A 24,290-nucleotide genomic window follows, 5' to 3' on the forward strand; every position below is an offset into this window, starting at 1 on the left:
TTCGAAAAACCCGGATAAGGGCATGGCAATGCCACTATGTCCAGTATTTGAATTATAACACCGATTGGGCATTCTGTCCAGATTTTCTGTGGGTGTTCAGGGAAAAATACAAGTTTTTTACAACTTCTGGTAATTCCGCGTCGAATTTCTCGATAAAAAAAAGAAGGAACGGCCCGCATATTTTTTCTCTTCTGCGGACAGTTCCTTTACTTCTTTTATTTCTGATTCTGCGCCTCAATCTGTTCTGCGAGGTCGGTGAGATAAACCCATCTCTCGGTTTTTTCTTCCAGAGCAGCTTCGGTCTTCTCTTTTTCCGCCATCAGTTCGGCGAGCTTTGCAGAGTTGGTGGCGTTTTTGAGCATCTGATCGTCAAGCGATGCAATCTTTTCCTCGAGTGCGGCGATATCGTCATCGATGGTCTCGTACTCGCGCTGTTCTTTGAACGTAAATTTCAGGCGGGTCGGACGGTTCTGCTTCCAGTCATTGTTCTTTGGCTTTGCAGGTTCGTCCGCGGACGTTTTGGACGGCGCTGCTTTTGCCGTTTCTTCCGCACTTCCGCCAAAACGGCGTTCTTTTGCTTCGAGGTAATCGGTGTAGCCGCCCTCGTACTGCAGAAGATTTCCGTTTCCGTCAAATTCGAAGATGCGGTCCACGACGTTATCCAAGAAATAGCGGTCGTGGGAAACGGTGATGACGATGCCGACGAACGTGTTCAGGAAATCCTCAAGCACAGTCAGGGTCGGGATATCAACGTTGTTGGACGGCTCGTCGAGGATCAGAACATTGGCGCCGCTCACCAGAACAGATAAGAGATACAGTCTCCGTTTTTCGCCTCCGGAGAGTTTGGAAATCGGGGTGTACTGCATATCCGGTGTGAACAGGAAGCGTTCGAGCATCTGCGATGCGCTGATGCGGCCGTCACGAGTCTGGACATACTCAGCGATATCTTTCACGTAGTCGATCACGCGCTGATTCGTATCCATGTCCGGCTCTTCCTGTGCCAGATAGCCGATGCGGATCGTGTCGCCGATTTCGATGGTTCCCGCATCCGGCAGGACTTCTCCGGTGATCATCCGCAGCATTGTGGATTTTCCGCAGCCGTTCGGGCCAATGATGCCGACACTCTGGTTCCGCAGGAAGATGTATTCGAAATCTTTCATCAGCGTTTTATCGCCGAAGGCTTTGCTGACGTTATGGAATTCAATCGTTTTCTTTCCCATGCGGGTCTCGACAGCATCCATCTCCACGACAGCGTCTGCGGTCGGTGCCGTGCCATTTTTGAGTACTTCGAGACGTTCGAGTCTTGCGCGCTGTTTTGTGCTTCTTGCGCGGCAGCCGCGTTTCGCCCATTCGAGTTCCATGCGCAGGATGCTCTGGCGTTTCCGTTCAGAGGCGAGTTCCATCTCCTCGCGCTCAGCTTTCAGTTCCAGAAAACGGGAATAGTTGGAATCGTAGCTGTACATTTTTCCGTGGCTGATTTCGAGGATGCGGTTCGACACTTTATCCAGGAAATAACGGTCATGGGTGACCATAAAGACGGTTCCGCGGTAATTTTTCAGGTAATCCTCGAGCCAGGAGAGCATCGCATTGTCGAGATGGTTTGTCGGCTCGTCGAGGATCAGGACGTCAAAATCGGACGCAAGCACTTTTGCCAGGGCAACCTTGCGGCGCTGGCCGCCCGAGAGGGTGTCGATTTTTGCGTCGTATTCGGTGATACCGAGCTGTACAAGGTTGCTCTGCACCTGCCAGTCCTCCTCATCGCCGGAAAGGGCGTAGGACAGCACGGTGGCATCCTTTGGAAATTCCGGTGTCTGCGGAAGATAGGCCATTTTGAGGTTGTTCTGGCGGATAATCTGGCCGGAATCCGGGGTCTCATCTCCTGCTACTATGCGCAGCAGCGTGGATTTTCCGGTTCCGTTGATTCCGACGATGCCGACCTTGTCGCCCTCCTGCAGGCCGAAGGAAGCATCGTCAAAAATCAGTTTATCGCCGAACAGTTTGCTGATGTGTTCGATGTTGATGATATTCATTTGCACAGTTCTGCAACGGTCTGGTTGATGACTTTTCCGTCTGCTTTACCTTTCATATCTGCCATAACGGCCTTCATGATGGCACCTTTGCTCTTGGTTGCCAGAACGTCTGCGAATTTCTCCTTGATGTAGGCTTTGACTTCGTCTGCACTCATCTGTTTCGGTGCATACTCGCTGATGACGTCATAGCGGAACTGATACTCTGCTTTTAAGTCCTCACGGGATGCCGGGCAGGTATCGATCTGCTCTTTTACGGTCTTCAGCTCTTTTAAGATGACGCGGTCTACCAGCTCCGGTTTGATGTCATCGCGGCAGCCCTCGTCGATGGCTACTTTCTTTGCTGCGGAGATCAGGGAAGAGATGGCCTCTTTTCTCGCTTTGTCTTTGGCTTTCATTGCTGCTATCATATCACTTCTTAAAGTTTCTAATTCCATGGTGTTGTTCCTCCTGTACTAAATTTTGTCCGGTTTCAAGTATAACACTTCTCTTTTTGCTTTTCCAGTCACTTTGTAGGATAGCTCCCTTATTTTTCCCACGGCAGACGGTGTTTCTTTACCTGGATTGCCTGATGCGGGCACATTTCCTGACAGCAGAAACAGCGGATGCACTTTTTATAATCGTAGACCGGCGGATTTCTGCGGCCGTTATCAAAGCGGACGGCTTTCCCTTCCACCGGGCAGCTCTCGACGCAGACGCCGCATTTTTTACATTTTTCTTCTATGATATAGGGGCGGCTCTGGAAGACCCCGAGGATCTCGAGCAGGTCGAGGGCTCCTTTTTTGCGGGCTTTGCGGCGGTCGACGTTGAAGTTTGGATTTCCGTACTTTCTTTTCAGTTCTTTCTCGGATATGGTGCCATCCGCTGTCACGATTTCGATGCGGTCGTCGTGCCACGTTCCAAGGCCGAGCGTTTCCCCGTAGAGATTTGTCGGCACATACGACGGATCGAGGTTCACCAGATGGCAGAACACGGTATCCAGTGCAATCGGATCGGTGGACATAAGAAGAACTCCCATCGAAACCGGGTCGCCGGAAGTCGGACCATTGCCTTCCATTGCTACGATGCCGTCGCAGATATAGAGGCGCGGGGCGACTTTCTGGTTCAGCTCGATCAGCATGTGCGCGAAGCTCTCAGCGTTCGGATACTGCGTGTGGCCGAGTTTTTTGTAGACGCCGCTGATGCAGCCGTACTGGTTCTTGACAGCTCCGGTGATGCGTTCCAGCGCGTGGGTTTTCATTTTGCTGACACTGATGAGGGCGTCGCAGTCGAGTGCATCTTTCGCAATCATCAGAAATTTACCATCGGCGGTTTCTACGCGCTCGCTCGTAAGGAAATCTTTCAGCGGAACGTTGTGTTTTTCCAGCACCTCTTTCAGCCCGGCTTCCTTTGCAATGCCCTCCGGGGTGCCAAGGCCGCAGGAATCGCCGCAGGAAATATTCTCATAGCCATTTTCCTGCAAAATCGTGATCAGGGCATCCATAACTTCCGGGTCGGTCACGACGGCGCGTTCTCGTTTTGCGGAGCGGACGAGGTTTGGTTTTAATAAGATATTCTCTTCTTTTCCGATCAGAGATTCCAGGCCGCCAATTGCTTCCAATCCCTTTTGCAGGCTTTCCTTTACGTGCGCCGGCTCATAGTCGGGACAGGCAACCACTGCCACTTTGCTTTTTTTCATATTCACCTCATGTTTTTCTATATTTCAAAAGAAGCTGCGATCCCCTTACCGGTTCTCACAGCTTCTTCGTATATTCACACAGAATATGTTTTTACTTATGCTACTTTGCTTTTTGCAAGCTCAGCCAGTGTTGCAAATCCTTCTGCATCGTTAACTGCCATGTCAGCCAGAACTTTACGGTTCAGCTCAACGCCTGCCAGTTTCAGACCATACATAAATTTGCTGTAGGACAGACCGTTCATTCTTGCTGCTGCGTTGATACGAGCGATCCACAGCTGACGGAACTGACGTTTTTTCTGTTTTCTTCCTGCGTAGGAGCTGGTCAGTGCGCGCATTACGGACTGTTTTGCTACTCTATACTGTTTGCTTCTGGCTCCTCTGTAACCTTTAGCCAGTTTTAATACTCTGTTATGTTTTTTCTTAGCGTTCATGCCGCCTTTAATTCTTGCCATTTCTTATTTTCCTCCTTGATCTGTTGGGCGTAACTCTACCTTGCAAAAATTACATGTAAGGTAAGATTTTCTTCATGTTCTTTACGTTTGTTGCATCAACAGTAGTCTGTTTTCTCAGGTTTCTTTTTCTCTTCTGAGATTTCTTGGTTAAGATATGGCTCTTGTAAGCTTTATTTCTTACTAATTTTCCTGTTCCTGTTGTTTTAAAACGCTTTGCAGCTGCTCTGCTTGTTTTTACCTTTGGCATTTTAATTTCCTCCTTGATATTGATTCAAATGTATTTTAACGTTTAGCCGTCAAAAACATGGTCATGCTTCTGCCTTCCACCTTCGGCGCTTTGTCAACCGTTGCAATATCGGACAGACTCTCTGCAAATTCATCGAGGATGTATTTGCTACTGTTCATATGTGCCATCTCACGGCCGCGGAAACGAAGTGTTACTTTTACTTTGTCTCCCTTTGTAATGAACTTGCGGGCTGCACCTACTTTGGTATTAAGATCATTGGTGTCAATGTTTGGAGAAAGGCGAACTTCCTTGATTTCAATTGTTTTCTGTTTTTTCTTTGCTTCTTTTTCCTTGCGGGCCAGTTCATATCTGTACTTTCCGTAGTCGATAATTTTGCAAACCGGCGGTTTCGCTGTCGGAGCAATTTTCACAAGATCCAGACCTGCTTCCTGTGCTTTCAGGTACGCATCTCTGGCAGACATAATTCCAAGCTGTTCTCCGTTCTGACCGATCAGACGAATTTCTCTGTCTCTGATCTGCTCATTAATCATTAATTCGCTAATTGTAGTGCACCTCCATCATTATAAAAGACTGTGTTCCCGCTTTTGCGGTGTAACGAAATCAAACTCGGCTCACCGGACCGGATTTGACTGATAACGCAAGAAAAGTGGATAGACAGACTATCCACTTAACATTGTACATAAATCTCTACACAAAGAGAACTTAAGATCAATATTGGACCGTAGTCGCGTGTTTGCGCTAGGGTGAGAGTGGATACTCTACTTTCTTTTTCTCAGACTATTGCAGTATAGCACTCTCCCATCCTGTTGTCAATACTGATTTTCGCATTTTTTCGTATTTATCTCCCGCAGCCACAGCGGAAGGAGCTGCACTCGGTTTCCTGGCAGCTGCATGCGCTGTCTCCGGCGATATGGATGTCTCCGGCTTCGCATTTACAGTTGTCGTTAAAGGTACAGTTCTGCGCCTTGCAGTCGACACCGATTTTCGTACAGCCGCAGCCGGTAGAGTTGAACATCGTGCCCTCACCGCGCTCCTTGAAGCTCTCGCAGCACGTTTCCATGGAGCTTTTGGCTTCGCTTCCGCCTACGCGGATATCTCCTTTGGAACAGAGCTCGTTCTGGTTGTAAACACAGGTCATAGCGGAACAACTTAATGCTGGCATAATAAATTACCTCCTGAAATTTAGTTTTCTGCGGTTTCGCCCGCATAGAAACCATTATTTCCAGGAGGTAATTTTTTATGCTTTATTTATTTGATAATACCAGTGTCCAAAGTTTGGAAATCCGACGCAAGCAAAGCTTGCACGAGGATTTTTAAATTTTGGACACGCCAAAACATGAGTAAGTAGCCATTTTTCGAAGAAAAATGAGCGGAGTACGAATGTTTTGAAGATTGCGGGAGTACGAAGTACGGAGCAATCTGGTATCATAGGTGTCAATTTTTTTGACACCTACCTTATTTATTTTCTTTTGTTTCAACAGTAACCGGGCGGTTAACGCGGCCTGCGATTTCTTCTTTGATATCTGCGATAAACTGCTCCAGGCTTCTCTGGCCTTCATCACCTGCAAAACGGCTTCTGACAGATACAAGACCTGCCTCTTCCTCTTTTGCTCCGGCGATCAGCATGTATGGAATCTTCTGTCCCTGTGCCTCACGGATCTTATATCCAATCTTTTCGGAACGGGTATCCATCTCTGCGCGGATGCCTGCCTCGTGAAGGGCGTCCAGAACCTTCTTGCCGTAATCTGCGTATTTGTCGGAGATTGGCAGAACCTTTACCTGTACCGGTGCAAGCCAGGTTGGGAATGCACCTGCAAAGTGCTCGATCAGGATACCGATGAAACGCTCAACAGAACCGTAAACAACACGGTGGATCATAATCGGACGATGTTTCTCGCCGTCTGCTCCTGTGTATTCCAGTTCGAATCTCTGCGGCAGCTGGAAGTCAAGCTGGATGGTACCGCACTGCCACGTTCTTCCGATGGAGTCTTCCAGATGGAAGTCGATCTTCGGGCCATAGAATGCGCCGTCGCCTTCGTTGACTACATAGTCAAGGCCAAGATCATCGAGTGCGCCACGGAGACCTTCGGTTGCTACCTCCCAGTCCTCATCGCTTCCCATGCTGTTTTCCGGACGGGTGGACAGCTCTACGTGATATTTGAATCCGAACAGTTTGTAAACCTGGTCAATCAGGTTTGCAACGCCTTTGATTTCATCTTTGATCTGCTCCGGTGTCATGAAGATATGGGCATCGTCCTGGTTGAAGCAGCGTACACGCATCAGGCCGTGCAGCTGGCCGGATTTCTCATGACGATGTACCAGACCAACCTCTGCCAGACGCAACGGCAGATCGCGGTAGGAACGAGGTTCGGACTTGTAAACGAGAACGCCGCCTGGGCAGTTCATAGGTTTGATTGCATAATCTTCCTCGTCGATGACAGTGGTATACATGTTTTCTTTGTAGTGATCCCAATGACCGGAGGTCTCCCACAGGCGACGGTTCAGGATGATCGGAGTGGAGATTTCTACGTATCCTGCTTTTCTGTGGATTTCACGCCAGTAATCCATCAGCGCATTTTTCAGATCCATTCCTTTTGGAAGGAAGAACGGGAATCCCGGGCCGTCCTCACTCATCATAAACAGGCCGAGCTCTTTTCCGAGTTTTCTGTGGTCACGCTTCTTTGCTTCCTCGATCATGTGGAGGTACTCTTCAAGCTCTGCTTTCTTTGTGAATGCAGTTCCGTAGATTCTCTGCAGCATCTTGTTTTTCTCGCTGCCTCTCCAGTATGCGCCTGCAAGGCTGGTCAGTTTGAAGGCTTTGACCGGCTTTGTGCTCATCAGATGAGGACCTGCGCACAGGTCCGTGAATTCGCCCTGGCGATAGAAGCTGATGACTGCGTCTTCCGGCAGATCTTCGATCAGTTCTACTTTATATGGCTCTTCTTTTTCTTTCATAAAGGCGATGGCTTCTGCTCTCGGCAGTTCGAAGCGCTCCAGTTTCAGATCCTCTTTTACGATTTTCTTCATCTCTGCTTCGATTTTTTCAAGGTCTTCGCTGGTGAGCGGAGTCTCTCTGTCTACATCATAGTAGAATCCGTCTGCGATGGACGGTCCGATGGCCAGTTTGGTATCCGGGTACAGTCTCTTGATGGCCTGTGCCATGATATGGGATGTTGTGTGACGGAATGCTGCTTTTCCACCTTCATCGTTGAAGGTCAGAATGGAAAGATTGCAATCTTTGTCGATCACGGTACGAAGGTCTTCTACTTCTCCGTTTACTTCACCTGCACAGGCCATTCTTGCAAGGCCTTCGCTGATGTCTGCTGCGATCTCAATGATGGATTTCGGTTCGGAGTACTCTTTGGTACTTCCATCTTTCAGTGTGATGATCATTTGCTTTACCTCTTTCTTTGTATATTTTTCGTAAGCGTGTTTCAGAATTTTTATACTTTTTACAGCAACAAAAAAGTCCCTTCTGACACGCTTATGCTGTCAAAAGGGACGATGTATTTTCATTCACCGCGGTTCCACCCATTTTGTTTTTTCAAACCACTTCATTTGACGATAACGGAATCACCGGGCCGGATTGGGGCCGCTCAGAGCTGGTCTTCGATCACGTTCCTGTTAAAACCCTTGCACCACAAAACGGGGTTTCTCTCTGTCACATTCGCTGTGATTTACTCGTCTCTTCTACGCTTTGTTTTTTGTGTTCGGTGCTTTTTGGCTCCCGATAGTTTTAGATTATATCACCCAATGCGTGGTTGTCAAGACCTGCATGGGCAGAAAATTTATTTTTCCGGCGATTTTTGTCCTGCTGTCTGCAGAGCAATTTTTTCTTTTGCTTTTTCCGGCATTTCCAGCAGGGCAAACTCGTAAAAGATGCCGTAAATATACGTGATTCCACGGATATCGCCCAGCGCTTTCGGGCGCTCGACAACCGGTCTTTCGCTCTCCTGCTGTAATTCCAGCACTTTCTGATATGCACTCCGGACGGAGCTCCAGACAAGACTTTTGCTTTTTTCTCTGCGGTTGATCCAGAGCTCTTTTGTATAGGTGCCGCTTCTGCCGTATTTCATATGGTAGGAATACGGCAGACCGGAATACGTATGGAACTCAAAATCCTGATACGCAGTAACACAGTCCCACAGGGCTTCTTCTGTCCGCTCCTTGCGGAGCCGCTGCAGGGCCTGTTCTCTTTTTCGCTGTAAGCTTTCCTGTGTTTCTTTCGTTTCTTCCATCTTGTTTGTCTTCTCCATCCTGTTTTTAATCCACCAGAAATTTATCCAGCTCCGCCGTCACGACCGGATTACGTTTTACCTGCGGATGGTCGATTCTTCCGGGACAATCGCCGTGATGTTTTCTCCCTCCGTCAGGATCGTAAGACCGGTCTGGACCTGCATCTCTTTCGTTCCGTTTAAAATTTTTCCGTTTTTGTAGGCATATTTCATACTCGATTCCCTCTTTCTGCCGAACGTATTATGGTTTATTTTATCACTCCTAAGAGAGATTCGCGATAGAAAATCTCAGATTTTTGAAATATTTTCCTCATCTGAGAGGCCAGGATATGCACAGATGGTTTCTGCATCCTTTTATTCCTCCTGCAATGCCGCCAGATATCCCAGAATTCGTTCCTTTTTTCTGTCGGGCAAATTACGAAAGCCTTCCAGAATCATTTTCTCCTCTGTGTTTGCCGCGCACATTTCGAGATCCACTGCTTTCCGTTCGATCTCATTTTCTCCTAAAAGCTCATACGGCGTAACCTTCAGCACTTCGCAGATTTTCAGTATCTTATCCGCCGACGGATTCGTCCCCTTTCTTTTCCAGTCGCTGATGGTGCTCTGTGAAATTCCGGTTTCTTCAGAGAATTCTTTCTGGGTCACCCCGTTTCGAAGAATTAATTCAAAAATTTTTTCACTGATCATTTTGTATTTCACCTTTTCACTCAGATTTTGTTTTACTATATCACAAAATTCCCTGTCCGTCACTTCCTCCAATGCTGAAAAAACGCCTCTTCCTGCCCTGTGCGGATTCCGTATTTTCTTCTTGCGATCTAACAAAAAAAGAAATGGTAATGCCTGGGAAAAGATGCGCCATGCAAAAAAACAGCCTGAGTTCCCGTTTTTACACCGAAACTCAGACTGTTTTTATGCGTTCTGTTCCGCTTCCACTTCCCGGTTGATCTCATCCTCGCTGTCGGCCATTGCCTGCAGGGTCATAGTCAGTAATTTTTCCAGCGGCCAGCCAAGCTGATCGGCACCCCTCTCAATGACCTCTCTCGAACATCCTGCTGCAAAGCCTTTGCTCTTATATTTCTTCTTTAAGGATTTCAGTTCCATGTCTTTTGTGCTCTTCGAAGGCCGCATCAGCGCAGCTGCCCAGATCAGTCCCGTCAGCTCATCTGCTGCAAACAGAACTTTTTCCATCTCATGCACCGGCTCCACATCCAGTGTGACGCCGCACTCAATGGTAATGCCGCAGCCATGGGAAACGACACCATGAATGATATCTTCCGACACGCCGCCTTCCCGCAGAAGCTCCGGTGCTTTCAGGCAGTGCTCTGCCGGATACAGCTCAAAATCAATGTCATGCAGCAGTCCGACAATACCCCAGTGCTCCTCTTCTGCCCCATATCCAAGCTCTCTTGCATACCATTTCATCACGGCCTCTACGGTAAGCGCATGCTGAATATGGAAGGGATCTTTGTTGTATTTTTTTAATAAAGTAAATGCCTCATCTCTTGTAATTTCACTCATGCTTAATTTTCTCCTTCCCTTTTCTCTTTCCAGAATCACCTGGATTGGATTTGAATTATAATTTCGTCCATTATAATCCTGTATTTAAAAAGGCGCCGTTCCCTCACCTTTCAGAGAGAGGGCACAGCGCTTTTCTTATTTTTCAAATTCTACACTTTACAGAAGTTCCGGTTTCAGCCGCACATCGAAGCTGATTTCGGTTTCTTTCAGCTGATATTTTTCCAGCAGCATCGGTCCGCAGCTTGCCGATCCGATCCCGGCCTGGCGGTAGTCGATGCAGAAAACAGTGCTTCCGCACGGCCGAAGCTCATAGTTGTGGGCTTTCGCGGTCAGCTCCTCCTGCGTGTAAATAGATGCCTGGAATGAGAAGGTTTTCTCGCCCACTGCCGTCAATACCGCACGATCACTGGCAAGACTTGCATAATCGCAGTCGTAGTGGCTGCCGTTCTCCTGCGGGCGGATATAATCCTCCTGCTGTTCTGCCGGTGTGCAGTGGAAAACGCCGTGATAGCTTGCCTGGTGCTTATCCACGTAGCTCTCCACCGGGCCGAGGCCGCAGTAGGTCAGTTTTGCAAACGATTCCGGCAGGAACAGGCGCAGGCCAAAACGCGGCAGAACCGGGAATACCGGGTCTTTCTTTGCTTCTACATGGACATCGGTCGTTCCGTCGCTGTAAATTGTCCATTTGATCACACCTGCAAGGATCCGCTGCAGAGCCGGAGACGAAATCGAATAGCTTGTCTCGATCTCCACGCAGCCGTTTTCTTCTTTTGCCGTTGTCTCATACGCCCGCGTCACGGTGCGGTCATACTGAGCACGCATCCAGGTATTCTTGATATTGCGGTCATTGTCTGTCGGCGCACGCCAGATGTTCAGCTCCATCGGGCGGTCGAGCAGATTCTGGTTGGCATAGCACATTTCCTCGAACAGGCCGGTGAATTTATTATAGGTATAGCTGAACTGTTCCGTCGATACCGTCAGATAATGATCGTCCTCTTTCCATCCAAACGAAGCCGTTCCCTCCGGGCGCTTCATCATCTCTTTTGCCTTCTGGTTCTGATTGTCTTTCGTTTTCACCGGAACTTCTTCAAATCCCAGTTCGAACTGCTCCGGCAGCACCTCAGTGGCCTGTTTCTGATACCAGGTAACCTTCAGCGCACATTTTCCCTGCTCCGGCACGGAAATGGCAAGCGGAATCGTCTTCTCACAGCCTGCCGCAAGCTCCAGCAGTGCTTCATCTGTAATCTTGCCGCTCTCCGTCACTTCGCCGTCCACAAGCACCTCATAGCCGAGCACAGCGTAATCTTTCAGATTCACAAAATTCATATAGTTTTTGATGGTCAGTGTACCCTTTTCGGCATCATATCCCGTCACGCGCACCGGACGATACACGTTTTTAAATTCCATCAGTCCCGTATGCGGTGTGCGGTCCGGATAAACAAGTCCGTCCATGCAGAAGTTGCCGTCGTGCGGATACTCGTTGTGGTCGCCGCCGTACGCGTACATCTTCTTTCCCTCGATCGTTTTTCCCATATCAATCGCGTGGTCGCACCACTCCCAGATAAAGCCGCCGCACATCTTCTCCTCGCTGTGGATCAGTTCAAAGTAGTCTTCAAGATCTCCCGGGCCGTTGCCCATCGCATGGCAGTATTCGCACATGATATACGGCTTATCCCCGTACTCCACCAGCTCTTTTTTGATCTCCTCGAGTGATGGATACATGCGGCTGTAGAGGTCGAGGTTGCTGTAATCGTATTTCTTCGGATCATCCACATACCGTGCCGACTCATAGTGCGTCAGACGCGTCGGATCAAATTCCTTCGTCCACTTTAAGGCCGCCTCGAAGGTACAGCCGTATGCGCACTCATTTCCCATCGACCAGATGACAACGCTCGGGCGGTTTTTATCGCGCTCCACGCAACGCTGTGTGCGGTCTACGGTTGCCTCGGTAAATACCGGATTGTTCGCAATTAGTTTATTCCAGTTCTTCGCATACTCTTCCCAGCTCGTGTAATCCGCATAAATTGCCTCTGTGCCGTGGCTCTCATTGTCCGCCTCATCGATGACATAAAAACCGAGACGGTCATAAAGCTGATAACAGTACGGCGCATTCGGGTAATGGCTGGTCCGGATCGCATTGATGTTGTGCTCTTTCATTACCTTCAGATCTTTTTTGATCTGTGCAAGGCTGATTGCAAATCCCGTCACCGGATCGCTGTCGTGGCGGTTTGTTCCGTGGAATTTGATCTTCACGCCGTTCAGGTACAGCACACCGTCCTTCGCGTGGATCTCACGGATGCCGACATGATCAGTGATCACCTCACCCGCCGTCTCCAGCACCAGCGTATACAGATACGGCTCCTCGGCATTCCACAGATGTGCATCTTTTACATGCATCTGAACCGTATCGCCGCCAAACGCTGCCTCTGCCACAAGATGATTTTCTGCATCAAACAGCTTTGCCGTTCCTTCCTGCGGTTCCCCGTCATTCCAGGTAATCGCAATCGAAACTTCTCCATTCTGGTACGATGCGTCCGGCGCTGCCTTTACAAAGTAATCGCGGATGCCTTTTTCTGGTCTTGCAAGCAGATAAACATCGCGGAAAATGCCGCTCATGCGGAATTTGTCCTGATCCTCGAGATAGCTTCCATCGCACCATTTCAGCACCAGTACGGCGATGATGTTGGTGCCATCTTTTAAGAAGTCTGTTACATCAAATTCACTCGTAGAATGAGACACCTGGCTGTAGCCGACGAAGCTGCCGTTCATCCACACGTAGAAACAGGAATCCACGCCCTCAAAATTCAGGAATTCCCTCGGTGCTTCCTCCTGTTTTTTCCACTCGAACGTTCTCACGTACGCACCGCACGGGTTCTCATACGGCACATACGGCGGATCCACCGGGAACGGGTAGCGGACATTCGTATACTGATGGTGGTCATGGCCATAATTCTGCCAGACGGACGGCACCGGAATCGTCTCGAATGCAGAAGTGTCGTATCCTTCTGCGAAAAACTCCTCTTTTACATCGTAAACACTGGTAAAATAGCGGAATTTCCAGTCGCCGGAAAGCAGGAAAAAGCGGTCCGACGCCTCCCGGTTCTCCACCAGATCCTCCATGCGGCGGGATGCCGGAATGTAGTAGGCACGGTTCGGCATGGTATTCACATGCAGGTGATCGAAATCTTCGAAATATTTTGGAACAATCATCTCTTTTTAAGTCCTCCTTATTCTGTCTTTTGTTTCCAATATCGGCACCGAAACACACGCGGTCCCGGTGCCGATCAGGTTTTCTGTTATTCTTTTACTTTTTCCATGCAGGAAGAACGCCTTCGTAATTCATGCCATAACCGTAGTCATAGTTATGTCCTTCGCTGTCAATATAGGTTTCCATATCCAACGCACGGTCCTCACTCTGCTCCTCAACCGCATCCATATCCTTCGGCATCTGGATCGGCAGACGGCCGGTCGGGTTGTAACCGCCGAAGACAACGTCGAGCACAGCGGCTCTCGAAACACCGAACTCTGCGACGATCGCATCGGCTTCGGCTTCAAATTCATGCATCACCATCGGGTTGTTGACGGTTGCGCAGACGATCACCGGCTTGTCACCCATCGCGCGGCGGCATTCGAGAATATTGTCGAGATCAGCCTCGTTGTAGGCAGTGTTTGTCTTTCCAAGATAGCTGCGGTTCGTGAAATTCTCGCGGAAATCACCGCCGGCAATGCTCACCTCACGCGCTTTTTTCGCCGTATACGGGCGGTACTGCAGTGTAATCGGCAGATATCCGTTGCCGCCGTTCGCAAGATCTTCGGTGGAATACGGGTTGCATGCCGGGCTTTCGATAAATACCAGCGCCACATCGGCCTCCTCCGGTGATGCCACGCGTGTACCGTACTTGGACGGCAGTCCATCCGGCAGCGGATCTTCGGTTTTTGCCGGCAGATCGATGCGGAAGAACGCTTTGGACGGTCCGATCTTTCTCTCCGGAATATAAACCTTCAAACCTTTCTTCAGCGGCAGCACACCCTTCTGTCCTTCCGGTGCACGTTTCGCACTGTTTTTCAGCAGGACGATGGATTTCTGCTGTGCCTCATAGCCATGGCGGCAGAACTCTTCGCATCCTACAATCTTTGCGGATTCTTCCGGATCAAGATACGGGTCCTCAAACAAGCCGCAGTGGAAAATGTTGATCAGAAGACGTTTGGCGGACAGCTCCATGCGCTCACGCATCGCTTTCTCGCCGTATTTCTCACAGCCGATCTTATATGCCTCGACAATCGGACCGGACTCGCTGTTTCCGCCGAACTGGTCAACGCCGTTTGTGATCGCCAGCAGACACCGTTCTGCCTCGGTCATATCCTGCACGCCGTAGCAGCGGCTTCCAAATCCCTCAATCGTCTTCTCCGGATCCTGGGTGATGCCCCAGTCGGTGCAGACAATGCCTTTAAATTCATATTTTCCGCGCAGCAGATCCTTGATCAGGTACTCGCTGTAGGAGTTTCCGACGTTCTTGCCGTTTTTCTTGTCCACGCCGTAGGATACGGTGTAGTACGGCATAACCGCGGATGCGCAGTCGGTCGGTCCGTCCAGGTGGAAGGCTGCCTCGGTAAACGGTTTTAAATGCTCCTCAAAATTTCCGGTCGGATAAACGGCAAACTGTCCGAATGCATAGTGTGCATCGCGTCCGGCCTCTCCGGTGCCGCCGCCCGGCCAGTGTTTGACCATCGTGTTGACGCTGTCTTTTCCCCAGCCGTCTGCTTCCCCTTCCGTTGTCTGCATACCGTCACAGTACGCTTTGGTAAGCTTTTTGGACATCTCCACTTCTTCGCCTAACGTATCGACAAAGCGCATCCATCTCGGCTCGGTGCAGAGGTCGATCTGCGGTCCGAGTGCCGTTGTGATGCCGAGTGCCCGGTATTCACGGGAGGCATCCTTTGCAAACTGTCCGGCTACTTCCGGGTCAAAGCATGCTGCAAAGCCGACACCCTCCGGCCATTTGCTGATCTCGCTTCCGCCGCTCTTGAACTCTGCGCCGGAATCCTTTGCTCCGTTCCGCGGATCAGAGGAGAGGTTGATCGGAATACCATACGGCAATGTCTCTGCCCGTTTCTGCAGCTCATTGCTCCATTTTGCGGAAATCTCCGGGCTTTCCACGTTCGTCAGCAGGATATGGCGGATGTGCTCGTCCTCCAGAAATTCTTTCTGCTGATCGGAAATCGCATACGGTTCTTTGCCGGATTCGAGATACGTTTTTCCGTCAAACGTTCCCTGGAATGGTCCGCCCGGCATCGGCGGTACCGCCTGGTGCGGCGAGTACAGCATAAGGCCTGCAATCTCTTCAATCGAAAGACGACCCGCAAGGTCTGCCGCTCTCTCCTCATCGGAAAGACGCCAGTCCTCGTACGGCAGCAGTTCGCCGGTTTTTGCAAGATCTTTAAAGTAATATCCATCTTTTTCCAATACCTTTACACCGGACTCCTCCGCCCAGGCAATCGTTTTTCCGCCTGCCTGTGTGATGCGGTGGATTCCGTTTTTCGTTGTTTTCTCCATAAGTTTTCTCCTTTTTCCTGCTGCATTTATTTCAGTGTAAATACCGCACTGTTTTCCGTCGTGCTGCTGTCACCGACAAATACGGTAAACGTTCCAGGCTCGCTTCCAAAGGTTCCGTCGAGACGGTAGCAGCGCAGATCTTCTTCGGTAATATAGAAGGTCACTTCCTGCTCTTTGCCCGGAGCAAGCTCTACTCTTCGGAAGCCTTTCAGCTCTCGCACCGGACGAACCACATCGGAATAATCATCACGGATGTACAGCTGTACAACATCACAGCCAGCCGTATCACCTGTATTTTTCACGGTCACATGCGCTGCAATTCTGCCGTTTTTATCCATCTCGTTCTGATCCAGTGTTACCGCGGAAATATCAAACGTGGTATAGGAAAGTCCGTAACCAAACGGATACAGCGGTGCGTTCGGAATATCGAGATATTTGGAGCGGAACCGCTCTTTCATGCCCGGCAGATTCGGTCGTCCGGTGGAATACTCGTTGTAGCTGACCGGCGCCTGGCCCACGCAGTACGGGAAGCTCATCGGCAGATGGCCGGATGGATTTTTCTTTCCGGTCAGGACATCCACAACAGCGCTTCCGCCCTCGGTTCCCGGGAACCATACCTCGAGAATGGCTTTTGCTTTTGCACTGATCTCACGCAGATCGAGCGGACGGCCATTGAACAGAACAACGACAACATTCGGGTTAACGGCCAGCACTTTTCGGAACAGCTCCATCTGGATCTCCGGCACATCGATCATGGCACGGCTTGTCGCTTCACCGCTCTGCAGATAATGCTCGCCAAGCGGCATGACCACGAGATCTGCCTCTTTTGCAGCCTTAAGTGCGCTCTGCTCCATGACAGCAAGCTCCTCCCCGCTGTATTTTTTCGGTGTCGTCTCGGTAAATCCGATCAGCTCCACATCGTTTCCGATAACCGGGCATCCTTCTGCATACGTGGTGCGTGATGCGTCGAATACTTTCTCGGCTGCTTCCTGAATCGTCACGCAGTCCTTGCTGTCGCCGGTGAAGGACCAGCTGCTCTTGATTTCATGATTGTTGGTATACGGGCCGATAAATGCGATCTTTTTCGCAGTGTCGAGCGGCAGTACACCGTCGTTTTTCAGCAGGACGAAGGATTCCTCCGCTGCTTTTTTCGCCAGTGCACGATGCTCCGGGCAGAGGTTGTATGCTTTCTCTTTCTCGGCATCCGCATCTTTATATGGATTTTCAAACAGTCCCAGTTTGTTTTTCAGCTCCAGAATCCGCAGGCAGCACTCATCAATCAGATGCTCGTCCACTTCACCTTCTTCTACGAGACGGCAGAGGTTTGCGGCGTAAACGGATGTCATCATATCAATATCCACGCCTGCCTCCAGCGCTTTTTTCGCTGCATCGGCGGCATCTTTCGAGCTTCTGTGGGCAACGGTTTCCAGAATGGCTGCAAAGTCAGAAATCAGCACGCCGTCAAATCCCATCTCGCCGCGCAGGATATCGCGCATCAGCCATTTGTTGGTGCTCGCCGGAACGCCGTTGATCGTGTTAAATGATGTCATCACCATCGCTGCGCCCGCATCAATGCCTGCTTTGTATGCCGGAAGATAGAATTCACGGAAGGTATGCTCTGAGAGCTCTACGGTGTTGTAATCTCTTCCTGCGACTGCTCCGCCGTAGCCTGCAAAGTGTTTGATGCAGGAGGCAACTTTTCCCGGTGTTTTTAAATCATCGCCCTGGAAGCCTTTTACGATCGCCTCGGAAAAGCGGCTGTTCAGGTACGGATCTTCGCCTGTGGATTCCACAACGCGGCCCCATCTCGCATCGCGCACAAGGTCAACCATCGGAGAAAAGGTAACGTGAAGTCCGGCCGCGGATGCTTCTTTTGCGGCTGCAGACGCGCACTCGCCGGAGAGCTCCGGATCAAAAGTGGCTCCCTGCGCCAGCGGCGCCGGGAAAATGGTCTTCATGCCGTGAATGACATCCATCATGAACAGCATCGGGATGTGATGCGGCTGTTTTGCCATGTAGTCATCCTGCAGTTTTTTCATCGTATCGGCACCGGCTGCACCGAGAATGGAACCGGCCATCTCCAGGTCCTCTTTTCCGATTCCCATGTCATTTGCCGGGCCGGTCAGGACGCTGTTTTCATCCCCGAGGTAAAATGCTCCGCTTAACTGAAGCATCTGATCTACTTTCTCTTTCAGCGACATATCCGCCAGCAGTTTTTCCAGATCTGTCTGTTTCATTGAAAAACCTCCCTGTTGTTATTTTCAGAATTTTCCTGTTTCTTATATCATTTGTTTCTATTTTACGGCATAACTCTGCATAAAACAATCACTTTTTTTGACCTTTTCCTCAACGATTTTAACAAAAAAAGCGGGTTCCGCCGTTTTTTGATTTTCGGCAGAACTCGCTCCCTTTTTTATAATTTAATTCCTTTTAATGCCGCGGCAAACGCATTGTTCACCGGCTCTTCTGCCTCTTTTTTCTGTTTCTTCATATAAGCTGCCACATCGCGCTTCGTCACGCCGCCGCCCTCTTTTTTGCGGCGCTCTTGGAATTTTGTCATGCGCTCTTTGTGGCCGCAGGCGCAGACAAACGTCGCATCCTCGCCCTTTCCGATCATCTCCATGCGCTTATGGCAGACCGGGCATCTCGCATTCGTCGTGCGGGAAACCGTCTCGCGGTAGCCTCACTCTCTGTCCTGGCAGACGAGCAGTTTTGCGTTCTTTCCATTCACCGCAAGCAGCCGTTTTCCGCAGTTCGGGCACTTCTTGTTCGTCAGGTTGTCGTGGCGGAACGTTCCCTCTTCCGTCTTGATCTCATCGATCAGTTCCACCGTGTAGCTACGGATCTCCTTCATAAACACATCGCGCCGCTTCTTTCCCTTTGCAATGTCGTTTAACTGCATCTCCCAGCTTGCCGTCAGCTCCGGCTTTTTCAAATCCGCCGGAACCAGCTTCAGAAGCTGGCGTGCTTTCGAGGTCAGATAGATCTCATTGCCTTTTTTCTCCAGCAGAAAGCTGCGGAACAGCTTCTCGATGATATCCGCACGGGTCGCAACCGTTCCAAGGCCGCCCGCCTCACCGATCGTTTTTACCAGGCTGCTGTCGCGGTTTTCCATGTAGCGGACCGGATTTTCCATCGCGGAGAGCAGCGTGCCTTCCGTGAAGCGTGCCGGAGGTTTTGTCTTTCCTTCGCGGAGACTGATCTTCGGCTGCCCGATCTTCATGCCTGCCTCCAGAAGCGGCAGATTCTGCTCCCGCACCTCTTCTTTCGCCTCATCCTCTTCGTCGTACCGGTTATCCTCGTACGCCTCCTGCCAGCCTTTCTCGACCATGCGCTTTCCGCGCGCAGTAAAGCATTCCTTTTCGATGGAAGCCTGGATCACCGTCTCTTCATATACACACGGCGGCAGCAGTACCGCAAGAAAACGGCGCACAACAAGATCATAAATGCGGCGCTCCTCGTTCGAGAGTGCGGATAACTGCACGTACTGCTCCGTCGGGATAATGGCATGGTGATCGGAAACCTTCGCATCATTGACAAAGGAGAGCTTTCCGTTCAGCGGACTGCGCTTCGCCTGCTGGGCCAGTGCTTTGTACGGGCCGATGCTGACCGCATCCAGCCGCTCTTTTAACGTCGGCACGATATCTTTCGTCAGATACCGTGAATCTGTCCGCGGATACGTAAGGACTTTATGGGTCTCATAGAGGCTCTGCATCAGATTCAGCGTCTGTTTTGCCGAATAGCCGAACCGTGCGCTCGCATCGCGCTGCAGCTCCGTCAGATCGTAGAGCAATGGCGCTTCTTTCTGCTTTTTCTTCTTTTCTACGTTCTGTAAGACAAGCGGATACCGTTTTGCCTTCTCTGCGATCTGCTTTGCCTTTTCCGGATCAGAGATTCTTGTACCGCCCGATTTTTCATCTTTCCAGGTGTAGACCACACCGCCCGCCGCGGCCGTCACCGTGTAATACGGTTTCGGGACAAATTCACGGATTTCCTGCTCGCGCTGTGCGATCATGGCAAGTGTCGGCGTCTGCACACGGCCGCAGGAAAGCTGTGCATTGTATTTACAGGTCAGCGCCCGCGTCGCATTGATGCCGACGAGCCAGTCCGCCTCGGCACGGGAAACGGCAGCGCGGTAGAGATTGTCGTACTCTTTCGCATCCTTCAGATTGGCAAAACCCTCACGGATCGCCTTGTCCGTCACAGAGGAAATCCAGAGACGCTTACACGGCTTCTGGTTATGTGCCTTGTCGAGAATCCACCGCGCCACCAGCTCACCCTCGCGTCCGGCATCGGTTGCAATGACAATCTCATTCACGTCCTTCCGCGCAAGCTGTGTCGCCACCGCATGGTACTGTTTTCCCGTCTGCGGAATGACCTTGATCTGCAGTTTTTCCGGCATCATCGGCAGAACTGCCATATTCCATTCCTTATACTTTTTGTCATAGTCTTCCGGATCTTTTAACGTCACCAGATGGCCGAGCGCCCAGGTAACGATATACTTGTTTCCCGCCAGCGCTCCGTTTTCTTTTTTGCTGCACCCCAGTACGCGCGCAATGTCGCGTGCCACGGATGGTTTTTCTGCAATTACCAGAGTTTTCATAAAATGTCTGCTCCTTTTATAGCTCTTTATACTGTTTTACAATTTCCTCCCGGTCTTTTCCGAGAATGAAGTAATAATCAATCTGTCCGTCCCCTGCGGTGTGAAGATACGTTCCAAACGTCCGTACATTGCACAGCAGTGCCGTCCGGGACGCGGCGGCCGCAATGCCGTAGCCGCGGTTCGAAACAAGCAGCGGCATCCGCGCCTGCTTTCCGCCAAAAGAGACGTAGCGCGCCTTCGCGGTCAGATCCAGCCACTCGGTCGAAAGAATGCCTTTTGCTTTCAGCTTTTCGGAACCGCTCCAGTCGAAGAACATCCATGTCATGCCGCCGTCGATCATGCGCGGCTCGTCACGCTTCTCGGAAAGGATTGGTTTGTTGTCCGGCGTCAGGAACTGCACCGCGCCGTCCTTTTTTTCTACCATGACGCGCAGCTTTTCCGTCTCGACCAGCACCGCCGTCTTCGATTCTTTCGCACTCCACGGAAACGCGGTATCTGCCTTCGGCTTCCAGTACGTGTCCTGCACTTTTGCGGTCACACCCTTTACGAAACTGATGCGGATCACCTCCGGCGTGATCGGGGTGATGCGTAAGATGCCGTACATGCTGGCAATCTCAACCGCCGATTTTCCTTTCTTCGCCCATTTCACCGCACACTTGATCTTCGAATGGCCCTTGATGCGCAGCAGCTCGTTTTCCGGGATTGCACCGAAAGCGTAAGGTGAGGTATTCAGGCGCTCCGTCTTCTCGGCTTCTCCTGGTACCATACCTGCTCCGCCCGGTCTTTTTGCACTCTGCACTCCGGCCGTGCCCGTTCCATATTGCATTTCTGTCTGTGTTCCTGCACTCCGTCTGCTTCCCGGCGCTTTGCCGCCTGCCTTTCCATGATAAGCCGCACCAGCAAAAATAGATGACACCCCTTCCGGTGCACGCTGCTGCATTGTCTTTGCGGCAATTTCTTCTCCCGTTTCTGCCGCACCCCTCCGCGTTGCCGTACTGCCTTTTGCCATCACCGCTGTTCCGGTCGTGCTTGTATTTCCAGGCGCCATTCCCGGCCTCTGCTCCGGCTTGATCACAATCCGTTTCGGTCCATGGCTGTTCCGCTCGTCCATCTCCTGAATGCCGATCGCGCGGTTCTCCTCACGCGCCTCCTTCTGCGTCAGCGAAACCTTCTCATACTCTTTCGCCTTCGTCAGCGTCTCCATGGCAAATTCCTGATTGTGTCGGCCCTTCGGCGCTTCCTTTGCAAGAATTCCCGTCAGTTCTCCGGTATACAGTACGGCCAGCTCATGCAATGCACGCGTCGCCGCCACGTAAAGCAGCTTTACCTGTCCGTCATTTTCAGGATATTTTTCTTCCGTCGGATCAAGAAGCAGCACCGCATCGAACTCAAGACCTTTCGTATATGCCACCGGGAGCACCATCACGCCCTCGCCGAACTCTGCCGTCTCGAGATCCTCCTCCACAACCGGCACGTATTGTTTCAGCTTCCGCGCCGTATCCGCCGCTTCTGCCTCATCCCGGCATACAACGGCAATCGTCTCATATCCCTGCGCCTGCCATGTCTTGATTGTCTGAACACCCGCGGCGAGCAGCGCCGCTTCATCGTCAAATGCTTCTTTCCGCACCGCCGTTCCGTGCCGCAGCACCGGCTCCACCGGATAGATCGCAAAGTCCCCATGCCGCAGAATCTCGTTTGCAAAATCGGAGATCTCCACCGTATTCCGGTAACTCTTCCGCAGAACGCCGAACGCATCGTACGTGCCGGTCAGAATCAGCTTTTTCAGCTCCTCCCAGTCGTTCAGGCCGTAGGAAAAATGGATATTCTGCGACGTATCTCCCATAATGGTATACGTACAGTCACGCAGACAGTAATGAAGCACCTGGTACGCCATCATCCCGAAATCCTGCGCCTCGTCGATGACCACATGGCTCGCCTCGCGCACGGGATCGTTTTCCTTGATCCGCTTATAGAGGTATGCCAGCGCCGCCAGATCATAGACATCAAAGGAGTTTTCCGGCACTTCCACCGCTTTTCCTTTCTCCGCCTGCTGCTCCAGAAACTGTAAATAGAGATCAAAAATGGATCCCCGCCATTTTCCATCTCCAAAATATTTCTCGTATTTCCGCTTCAGCGCCTTTTTTTCGCGCGCCGGAAACGTCACTTCTTTTCCCGAAACCTCATTCTCAAATTTTGCCAGCAGGATCTCGTTCAGCATGCACATCTTTCCTTCCATGGAAAGTGTGGACTGCTCCCTGCAATAGTTATCAATATACTCGGCGTCCAGAAGCAATGTTCCCGTTTTTTCCAGCCGCACCGGCTCCCGCGGAATCTGCTCTGCCTCGTACGTACGGCAGAAATTTTCCAGATCGAAAAACCAGCCGCTTCCGCCCTTTATGCTGTTTTTCTCATCCGCGCGGTCGATGGTGTGTACCATGTACTTTTCTTCGTCCCACTCCTCATACAGAAGCCGGATGAAAAGCTGCTCCATCGTCATCTGACGGATGCCGTACACATCGAGTTCCGGCAGAACGCTGGTAATGTAGTTCAGCAGAATGCGGTTGCTTCCAATGATATAGAAATCCTCCGGCCGGAAGTCCTCCTCGTAATTATAGAGGATGTACGAAATCCTGTGCATCGCCACCGTCGTCTTTCCGGAGCCAGCCACGCCCTGTACGATCAGATTCGTCTTCGGGGATCTGCGGATAATGAGGTTCTGCTCCTGCTGGATCGTCGCAATGATCTCACCGAGCACCGCTTTTTTGTTCTTCGCCAGATACTTTGTCAGCAGCTCATCGTTCGCTACCACATCGGAATCAAAAAAGTCTTTCAGATGGTCATTTTCAATCTCATACGTCCGCTTTCTTTTCAGATCAATCGAAAAAGTACCCTCTGAACTCACCGTATAGCTGCACGGCCCGGTGCTGTTCTCATAATAGACGGAGGAAATCGGCGCCCGCCAGTCCAGCACAACCGGTTCCGCCTTCTCATCGGAAATGCCGACGCGCCCGATGTAATAGGACTCTAAAAACGAAAGCCGCGGATCCTGAAAATCAATCCGCCCGAAATACGGCTTCTTTCTCGCTTTTTCCAGCCGCGCCATGCCGTGCTGGTACGCATTCAGCTTCGCCGTCGCGTTGTTCCAGAGCGCCAGGCCTTCCGCCTCTTTTGCGTCGTACGTCTCCATCAGATCCGCCAGATCCTCATTCGCCAGCCGGATATCCGCCTTCGCCTGTTCCAGATTCTGCTCGGCAATCCCGATCACCTTCGCAAGCTGTGCTTCCTCCTCTTCCCTCGTAAGTCCGGGAATCTCTGATTTTCTGATGCTTCTTTCCAGTTTCTCTTCTTCCACTTTGTACCTCCTTTTTTACGAAAAACTTCTTCTACATCAGCCCGTTCTTTTGATTCTCTTATTTCCATCCCAATAGACTTTATTTTACCATGCACACGTCTCCCCGGCAAGATACTTCACCCGCTTTTTCGTGCATCAAAAAAGACACCATGCATCTTACACACAGTGCCTTTCCGACTTTTTTTCTTACTGAAGGTAATCCTTAAATTTCTTTTTAAATGCTTCGATATCGTTCGTATGGGCTTCCACAACCGCATCCGGGTTTCCGGCGATCATCAGGACACTCATCAGGGATTTCGCATCAAAGACGCATCGTCCTATTTTTACGTCAACGTCGTAATCCAGGCGTTTCACCATATTTACAAATTCTTCTACACTCTCTACTTCATCAAACTTTAACGGTAACGAAATCATATTTTCTGCATCCTTTCTGCTTTTTGGTCTTTTTTTCATGATTTTGAATTCTTTCTTTTATTTCCTTCAAAATCGGTCAAAAGCTTACACGATATTCCTTTTTTGCTGTTTTTTCTGAAAGTAGTAATGAAATCGCCTTCATTTTCGACTGACACTAAAATAGCATACATCTGTCTCACTGCAAATATCCGTTTTAGACAAAATTCGACG

17 protein-coding genes and 1 pseudogene are annotated in these 24,290 nt (G+C 50.6%); all 18 read right to left on the reverse strand.

The window, feature by feature from the left end; all coding sequences use genetic code 11:
• Positions 1 to 215: 215 nt before the first annotated feature.
• The 18 genes and pseudogenes from DW642_RS04630 to DW642_RS04710 all read right to left on the reverse strand — a co-directional run bounded on the left by DW642_RS04630 (position 216) and on the right by DW642_RS04710 (position 24,080).
• The gene (locus tag DW642_RS04630) at positions 216 to 2,030 is read right to left on the reverse strand and encodes an ABC-F family ATP-binding cassette domain-containing protein (RefSeq protein WP_117509409.1); all 1,815 of its coding nucleotides are present in this window, start codon (positions 2,028 to 2,030) and stop codon (positions 216 to 218) included.
• Positions 2,027 to 2,464 carry a GatB/YqeY domain-containing protein gene (locus DW642_RS04635; protein ID WP_022461739.1) on the reverse strand — a complete coding sequence of 146 codons (438 nt, stop codon included), beginning with the start codon at positions 2,462 to 2,464 and terminating at the stop codon, positions 2,027 to 2,029. Before DW642_RS04635 ends, DW642_RS04630 begins: the two co-directional genes overlap by 4 nt.
• Positions 2,465 to 2,553: 89 nt before the next feature.
• Complete coding sequence (locus tag DW642_RS04640) at positions 2,554 to 3,705, reverse strand: DUF362 domain-containing protein (protein WP_022461740.1); 1,152 nt, start codon at positions 3,703 to 3,705, stop codon at positions 2,554 to 2,556.
• Positions 3,706 to 3,800: 95 nt separating this feature from the next.
• Positions 3,801 to 4,157, reverse strand: a complete 357-nt coding sequence (gene rplT / locus DW642_RS04645) for a 50S ribosomal protein L20 (protein ID WP_022461741.1) — start codon at positions 4,155 to 4,157, stop codon at positions 3,801 to 3,803.
• Between the two features lie 49 nt (positions 4,158 to 4,206).
• Entirely contained in the window at positions 4,207 to 4,404 is a 198-nt protein-coding gene (gene rpmI, locus DW642_RS04650; RefSeq protein WP_022461742.1) for a 50S ribosomal protein L35, read from the reverse strand.
• 35 nt (positions 4,405 to 4,439) lie between these two features.
• A complete protein-coding gene (infC, locus tag DW642_RS04655) occupies positions 4,440 to 4,934 on the reverse strand; it encodes a translation initiation factor IF-3 (protein WP_022461743.1) in 495 nt (164 codons plus the stop codon).
• A gap of 308 nt (positions 4,935 to 5,242) precedes the next feature.
• Positions 5,243 to 5,566, reverse strand: coding sequence for a DUF1540 domain-containing protein (locus tag DW642_RS04660; protein WP_022461744.1), 324 nt, complete (start codon positions 5,564 to 5,566; stop codon positions 5,243 to 5,245).
• A gap of 293 nt (positions 5,567 to 5,859) precedes the next feature.
• The gene (gene thrS / locus DW642_RS04665; protein WP_117509410.1) at positions 5,860 to 7,797 is read right to left on the reverse strand and encodes a threonine--tRNA ligase; all 1,938 of its coding nucleotides are present in this window, start codon (positions 7,795 to 7,797) and stop codon (positions 5,860 to 5,862) included.
• A 395-nt stretch (positions 7,798 to 8,192) separates the two neighbouring features.
• Positions 8,193 to 8,642: a hypothetical protein gene (locus tag DW642_RS04670; RefSeq protein WP_172680781.1), complete on the reverse strand. Its 450-nt coding sequence runs from the start codon at positions 8,640 to 8,642 to the stop codon at positions 8,193 to 8,195.
• Positions 8,643 to 8,717: 75 nt separating this feature from the next.
• On the reverse strand, positions 8,718 to 8,852 hold the full coding sequence (locus DW642_RS16420) for a hypothetical protein (RefSeq protein WP_256359690.1): 135 nt from the start codon (positions 8,850 to 8,852) through the stop codon (positions 8,718 to 8,720).
• 141 nt (positions 8,853 to 8,993) lie between these two features.
• Positions 8,994 to 9,326 carry a helix-turn-helix domain-containing protein gene (locus DW642_RS04675; RefSeq protein ID WP_070103703.1) on the reverse strand — a complete coding sequence of 111 codons (333 nt, stop codon included), beginning with the start codon at positions 9,324 to 9,326 and terminating at the stop codon, positions 8,994 to 8,996.
• Positions 9,327 to 9,548: 222 nt separating this feature from the next.
• A complete protein-coding gene (locus tag DW642_RS04680; RefSeq protein ID WP_117509411.1) occupies positions 9,549 to 10,157 on the reverse strand; it encodes a hydrolase in 609 nt (202 codons plus the stop codon).
• 156 nt (positions 10,158 to 10,313) lie between these two features.
• Positions 10,314 to 13,367 carry a glycoside hydrolase family 2 TIM barrel-domain containing protein gene (locus DW642_RS04685; protein ID WP_117509412.1) on the reverse strand — a complete coding sequence of 1,018 codons (3,054 nt, stop codon included), beginning with the start codon at positions 13,365 to 13,367 and terminating at the stop codon, positions 10,314 to 10,316.
• Positions 13,368 to 13,461: 94 nt separating this feature from the next.
• Positions 13,462 to 15,711 carry a glycoside hydrolase family 3 protein gene (locus tag DW642_RS04690; protein WP_117509413.1) on the reverse strand — a complete coding sequence of 750 codons (2,250 nt, stop codon included), beginning with the start codon at positions 15,709 to 15,711 and terminating at the stop codon, positions 13,462 to 13,464.
• 26 nt (positions 15,712 to 15,737) lie between these two features.
• Complete coding sequence (gene bglX / locus DW642_RS04695; RefSeq protein ID WP_117509414.1) at positions 15,738 to 17,948, reverse strand: beta-glucosidase BglX; 2,211 nt, start codon at positions 17,946 to 17,948, stop codon at positions 15,738 to 15,740.
• Between the two features lie 176 nt (positions 17,949 to 18,124).
• Positions 18,125 to 20,314: pseudogene (locus DW642_RS04700) on the reverse strand (DNA topoisomerase III).
• A 16-nt stretch (positions 20,315 to 20,330) separates the two neighbouring features.
• Positions 20,331 to 23,666 (reverse strand): 3'-5' exonuclease, encoded by a 3,336-nt coding sequence (locus DW642_RS04705; protein WP_242991124.1) that lies wholly within the window; start codon positions 23,664 to 23,666, stop codon positions 20,331 to 20,333.
• Between the two features lie 186 nt (positions 23,667 to 23,852).
• The gene (locus DW642_RS04710) at positions 23,853 to 24,080 is read right to left on the reverse strand and encodes an HPr family phosphocarrier protein (RefSeq protein ID WP_147326098.1); all 228 of its coding nucleotides are present in this window, start codon (positions 24,078 to 24,080) and stop codon (positions 23,853 to 23,855) included.
• Positions 24,081 to 24,290 lie beyond the last annotated feature (210 nt).

Origin of the sequence: Blautia sp. AM23-13AC, assembly GCF_003435675.1 — a bacterium.
Classification (GTDB): domain Bacteria; phylum Bacillota; class Clostridia; order Lachnospirales; family Lachnospiraceae; genus Fusicatenibacter; species Fusicatenibacter saccharivorans.

Excerpts from the sequence above, each read along its gene's own strand:
- DW642_RS16420 (WP_256359690.1), bottom strand. The coding sequence starts at position 8,852 with ATGAAATATGCCTACAAAAACGGAAAAATTTTAAACGGAACGAAAGAG.
- rplT (WP_022461741.1), bottom strand. The coding sequence starts at position 4,157 with ATGGCAAGAATTAAAGGCGGCATGAACGCTAAGAAAAAACATAACAGA.
- bglX (WP_117509414.1), bottom strand. The coding sequence starts at position 17,948 with ATGAAACAGACAGATCTGGAAAAACTGCTGGCGGATATGTCGCTGAAA.
- DW642_RS04670 (WP_172680781.1), bottom strand. The coding sequence starts at position 8,642 with ATGGAAGAAACGAAAGAAACACAGGAAAGCTTACAGCGAAAAAGAGAA.
- DW642_RS04685 (WP_117509412.1), bottom strand. The coding sequence starts at position 13,367 with ATGATTGTTCCAAAATATTTCGAAGATTTCGATCACCTGCATGTGAAT.
- DW642_RS04690 (WP_117509413.1), bottom strand. The coding sequence starts at position 15,711 with ATGGAGAAAACAACGAAAAACGGAATCCACCGCATCACACAGGCAGGC.
- infC (WP_022461743.1), bottom strand. The coding sequence starts at position 4,934 with ATGATTAATGAGCAGATCAGAGACAGAGAAATTCGTCTGATCGGTCAG.
- DW642_RS04710 (WP_147326098.1), bottom strand. The coding sequence starts at position 24,080 with ATGATTTCGTTACCGTTAAAGTTTGATGAAGTAGAGAGTGTAGAAGAA.
- DW642_RS04680 (WP_117509411.1), bottom strand. The coding sequence starts at position 10,157 with ATGAGTGAAATTACAAGAGATGAGGCATTTACTTTATTAAAAAAATAC.
- DW642_RS04675 (WP_070103703.1), bottom strand. The coding sequence starts at position 9,326 with ATGATCAGTGAAAAAATTTTTGAATTAATTCTTCGAAACGGGGTGACC.
- DW642_RS04660 (WP_022461744.1), bottom strand. The coding sequence starts at position 5,566 with ATGCCAGCATTAAGTTGTTCCGCTATGACCTGTGTTTACAACCAGAAC.
- DW642_RS04635 (WP_022461739.1), bottom strand. The coding sequence starts at position 2,464 with ATGGAATTAGAAACTTTAAGAAGTGATATGATAGCAGCAATGAAAGCC.
- DW642_RS04640 (WP_022461740.1), bottom strand. The coding sequence starts at position 3,705 with ATGAAAAAAAGCAAAGTGGCAGTGGTTGCCTGTCCCGACTATGAGCCG.
- thrS (WP_117509410.1), bottom strand. The coding sequence starts at position 7,797 with ATGATCATCACACTGAAAGATGGAAGTACCAAAGAGTACTCCGAACCG.
- rpmI (WP_022461742.1), bottom strand. The coding sequence starts at position 4,404 with ATGCCAAAGGTAAAAACAAGCAGAGCAGCTGCAAAGCGTTTTAAAACA.
- DW642_RS04630 (WP_117509409.1), bottom strand. The coding sequence starts at position 2,030 with ATGAATATCATCAACATCGAACACATCAGCAAACTGTTCGGCGATAAA.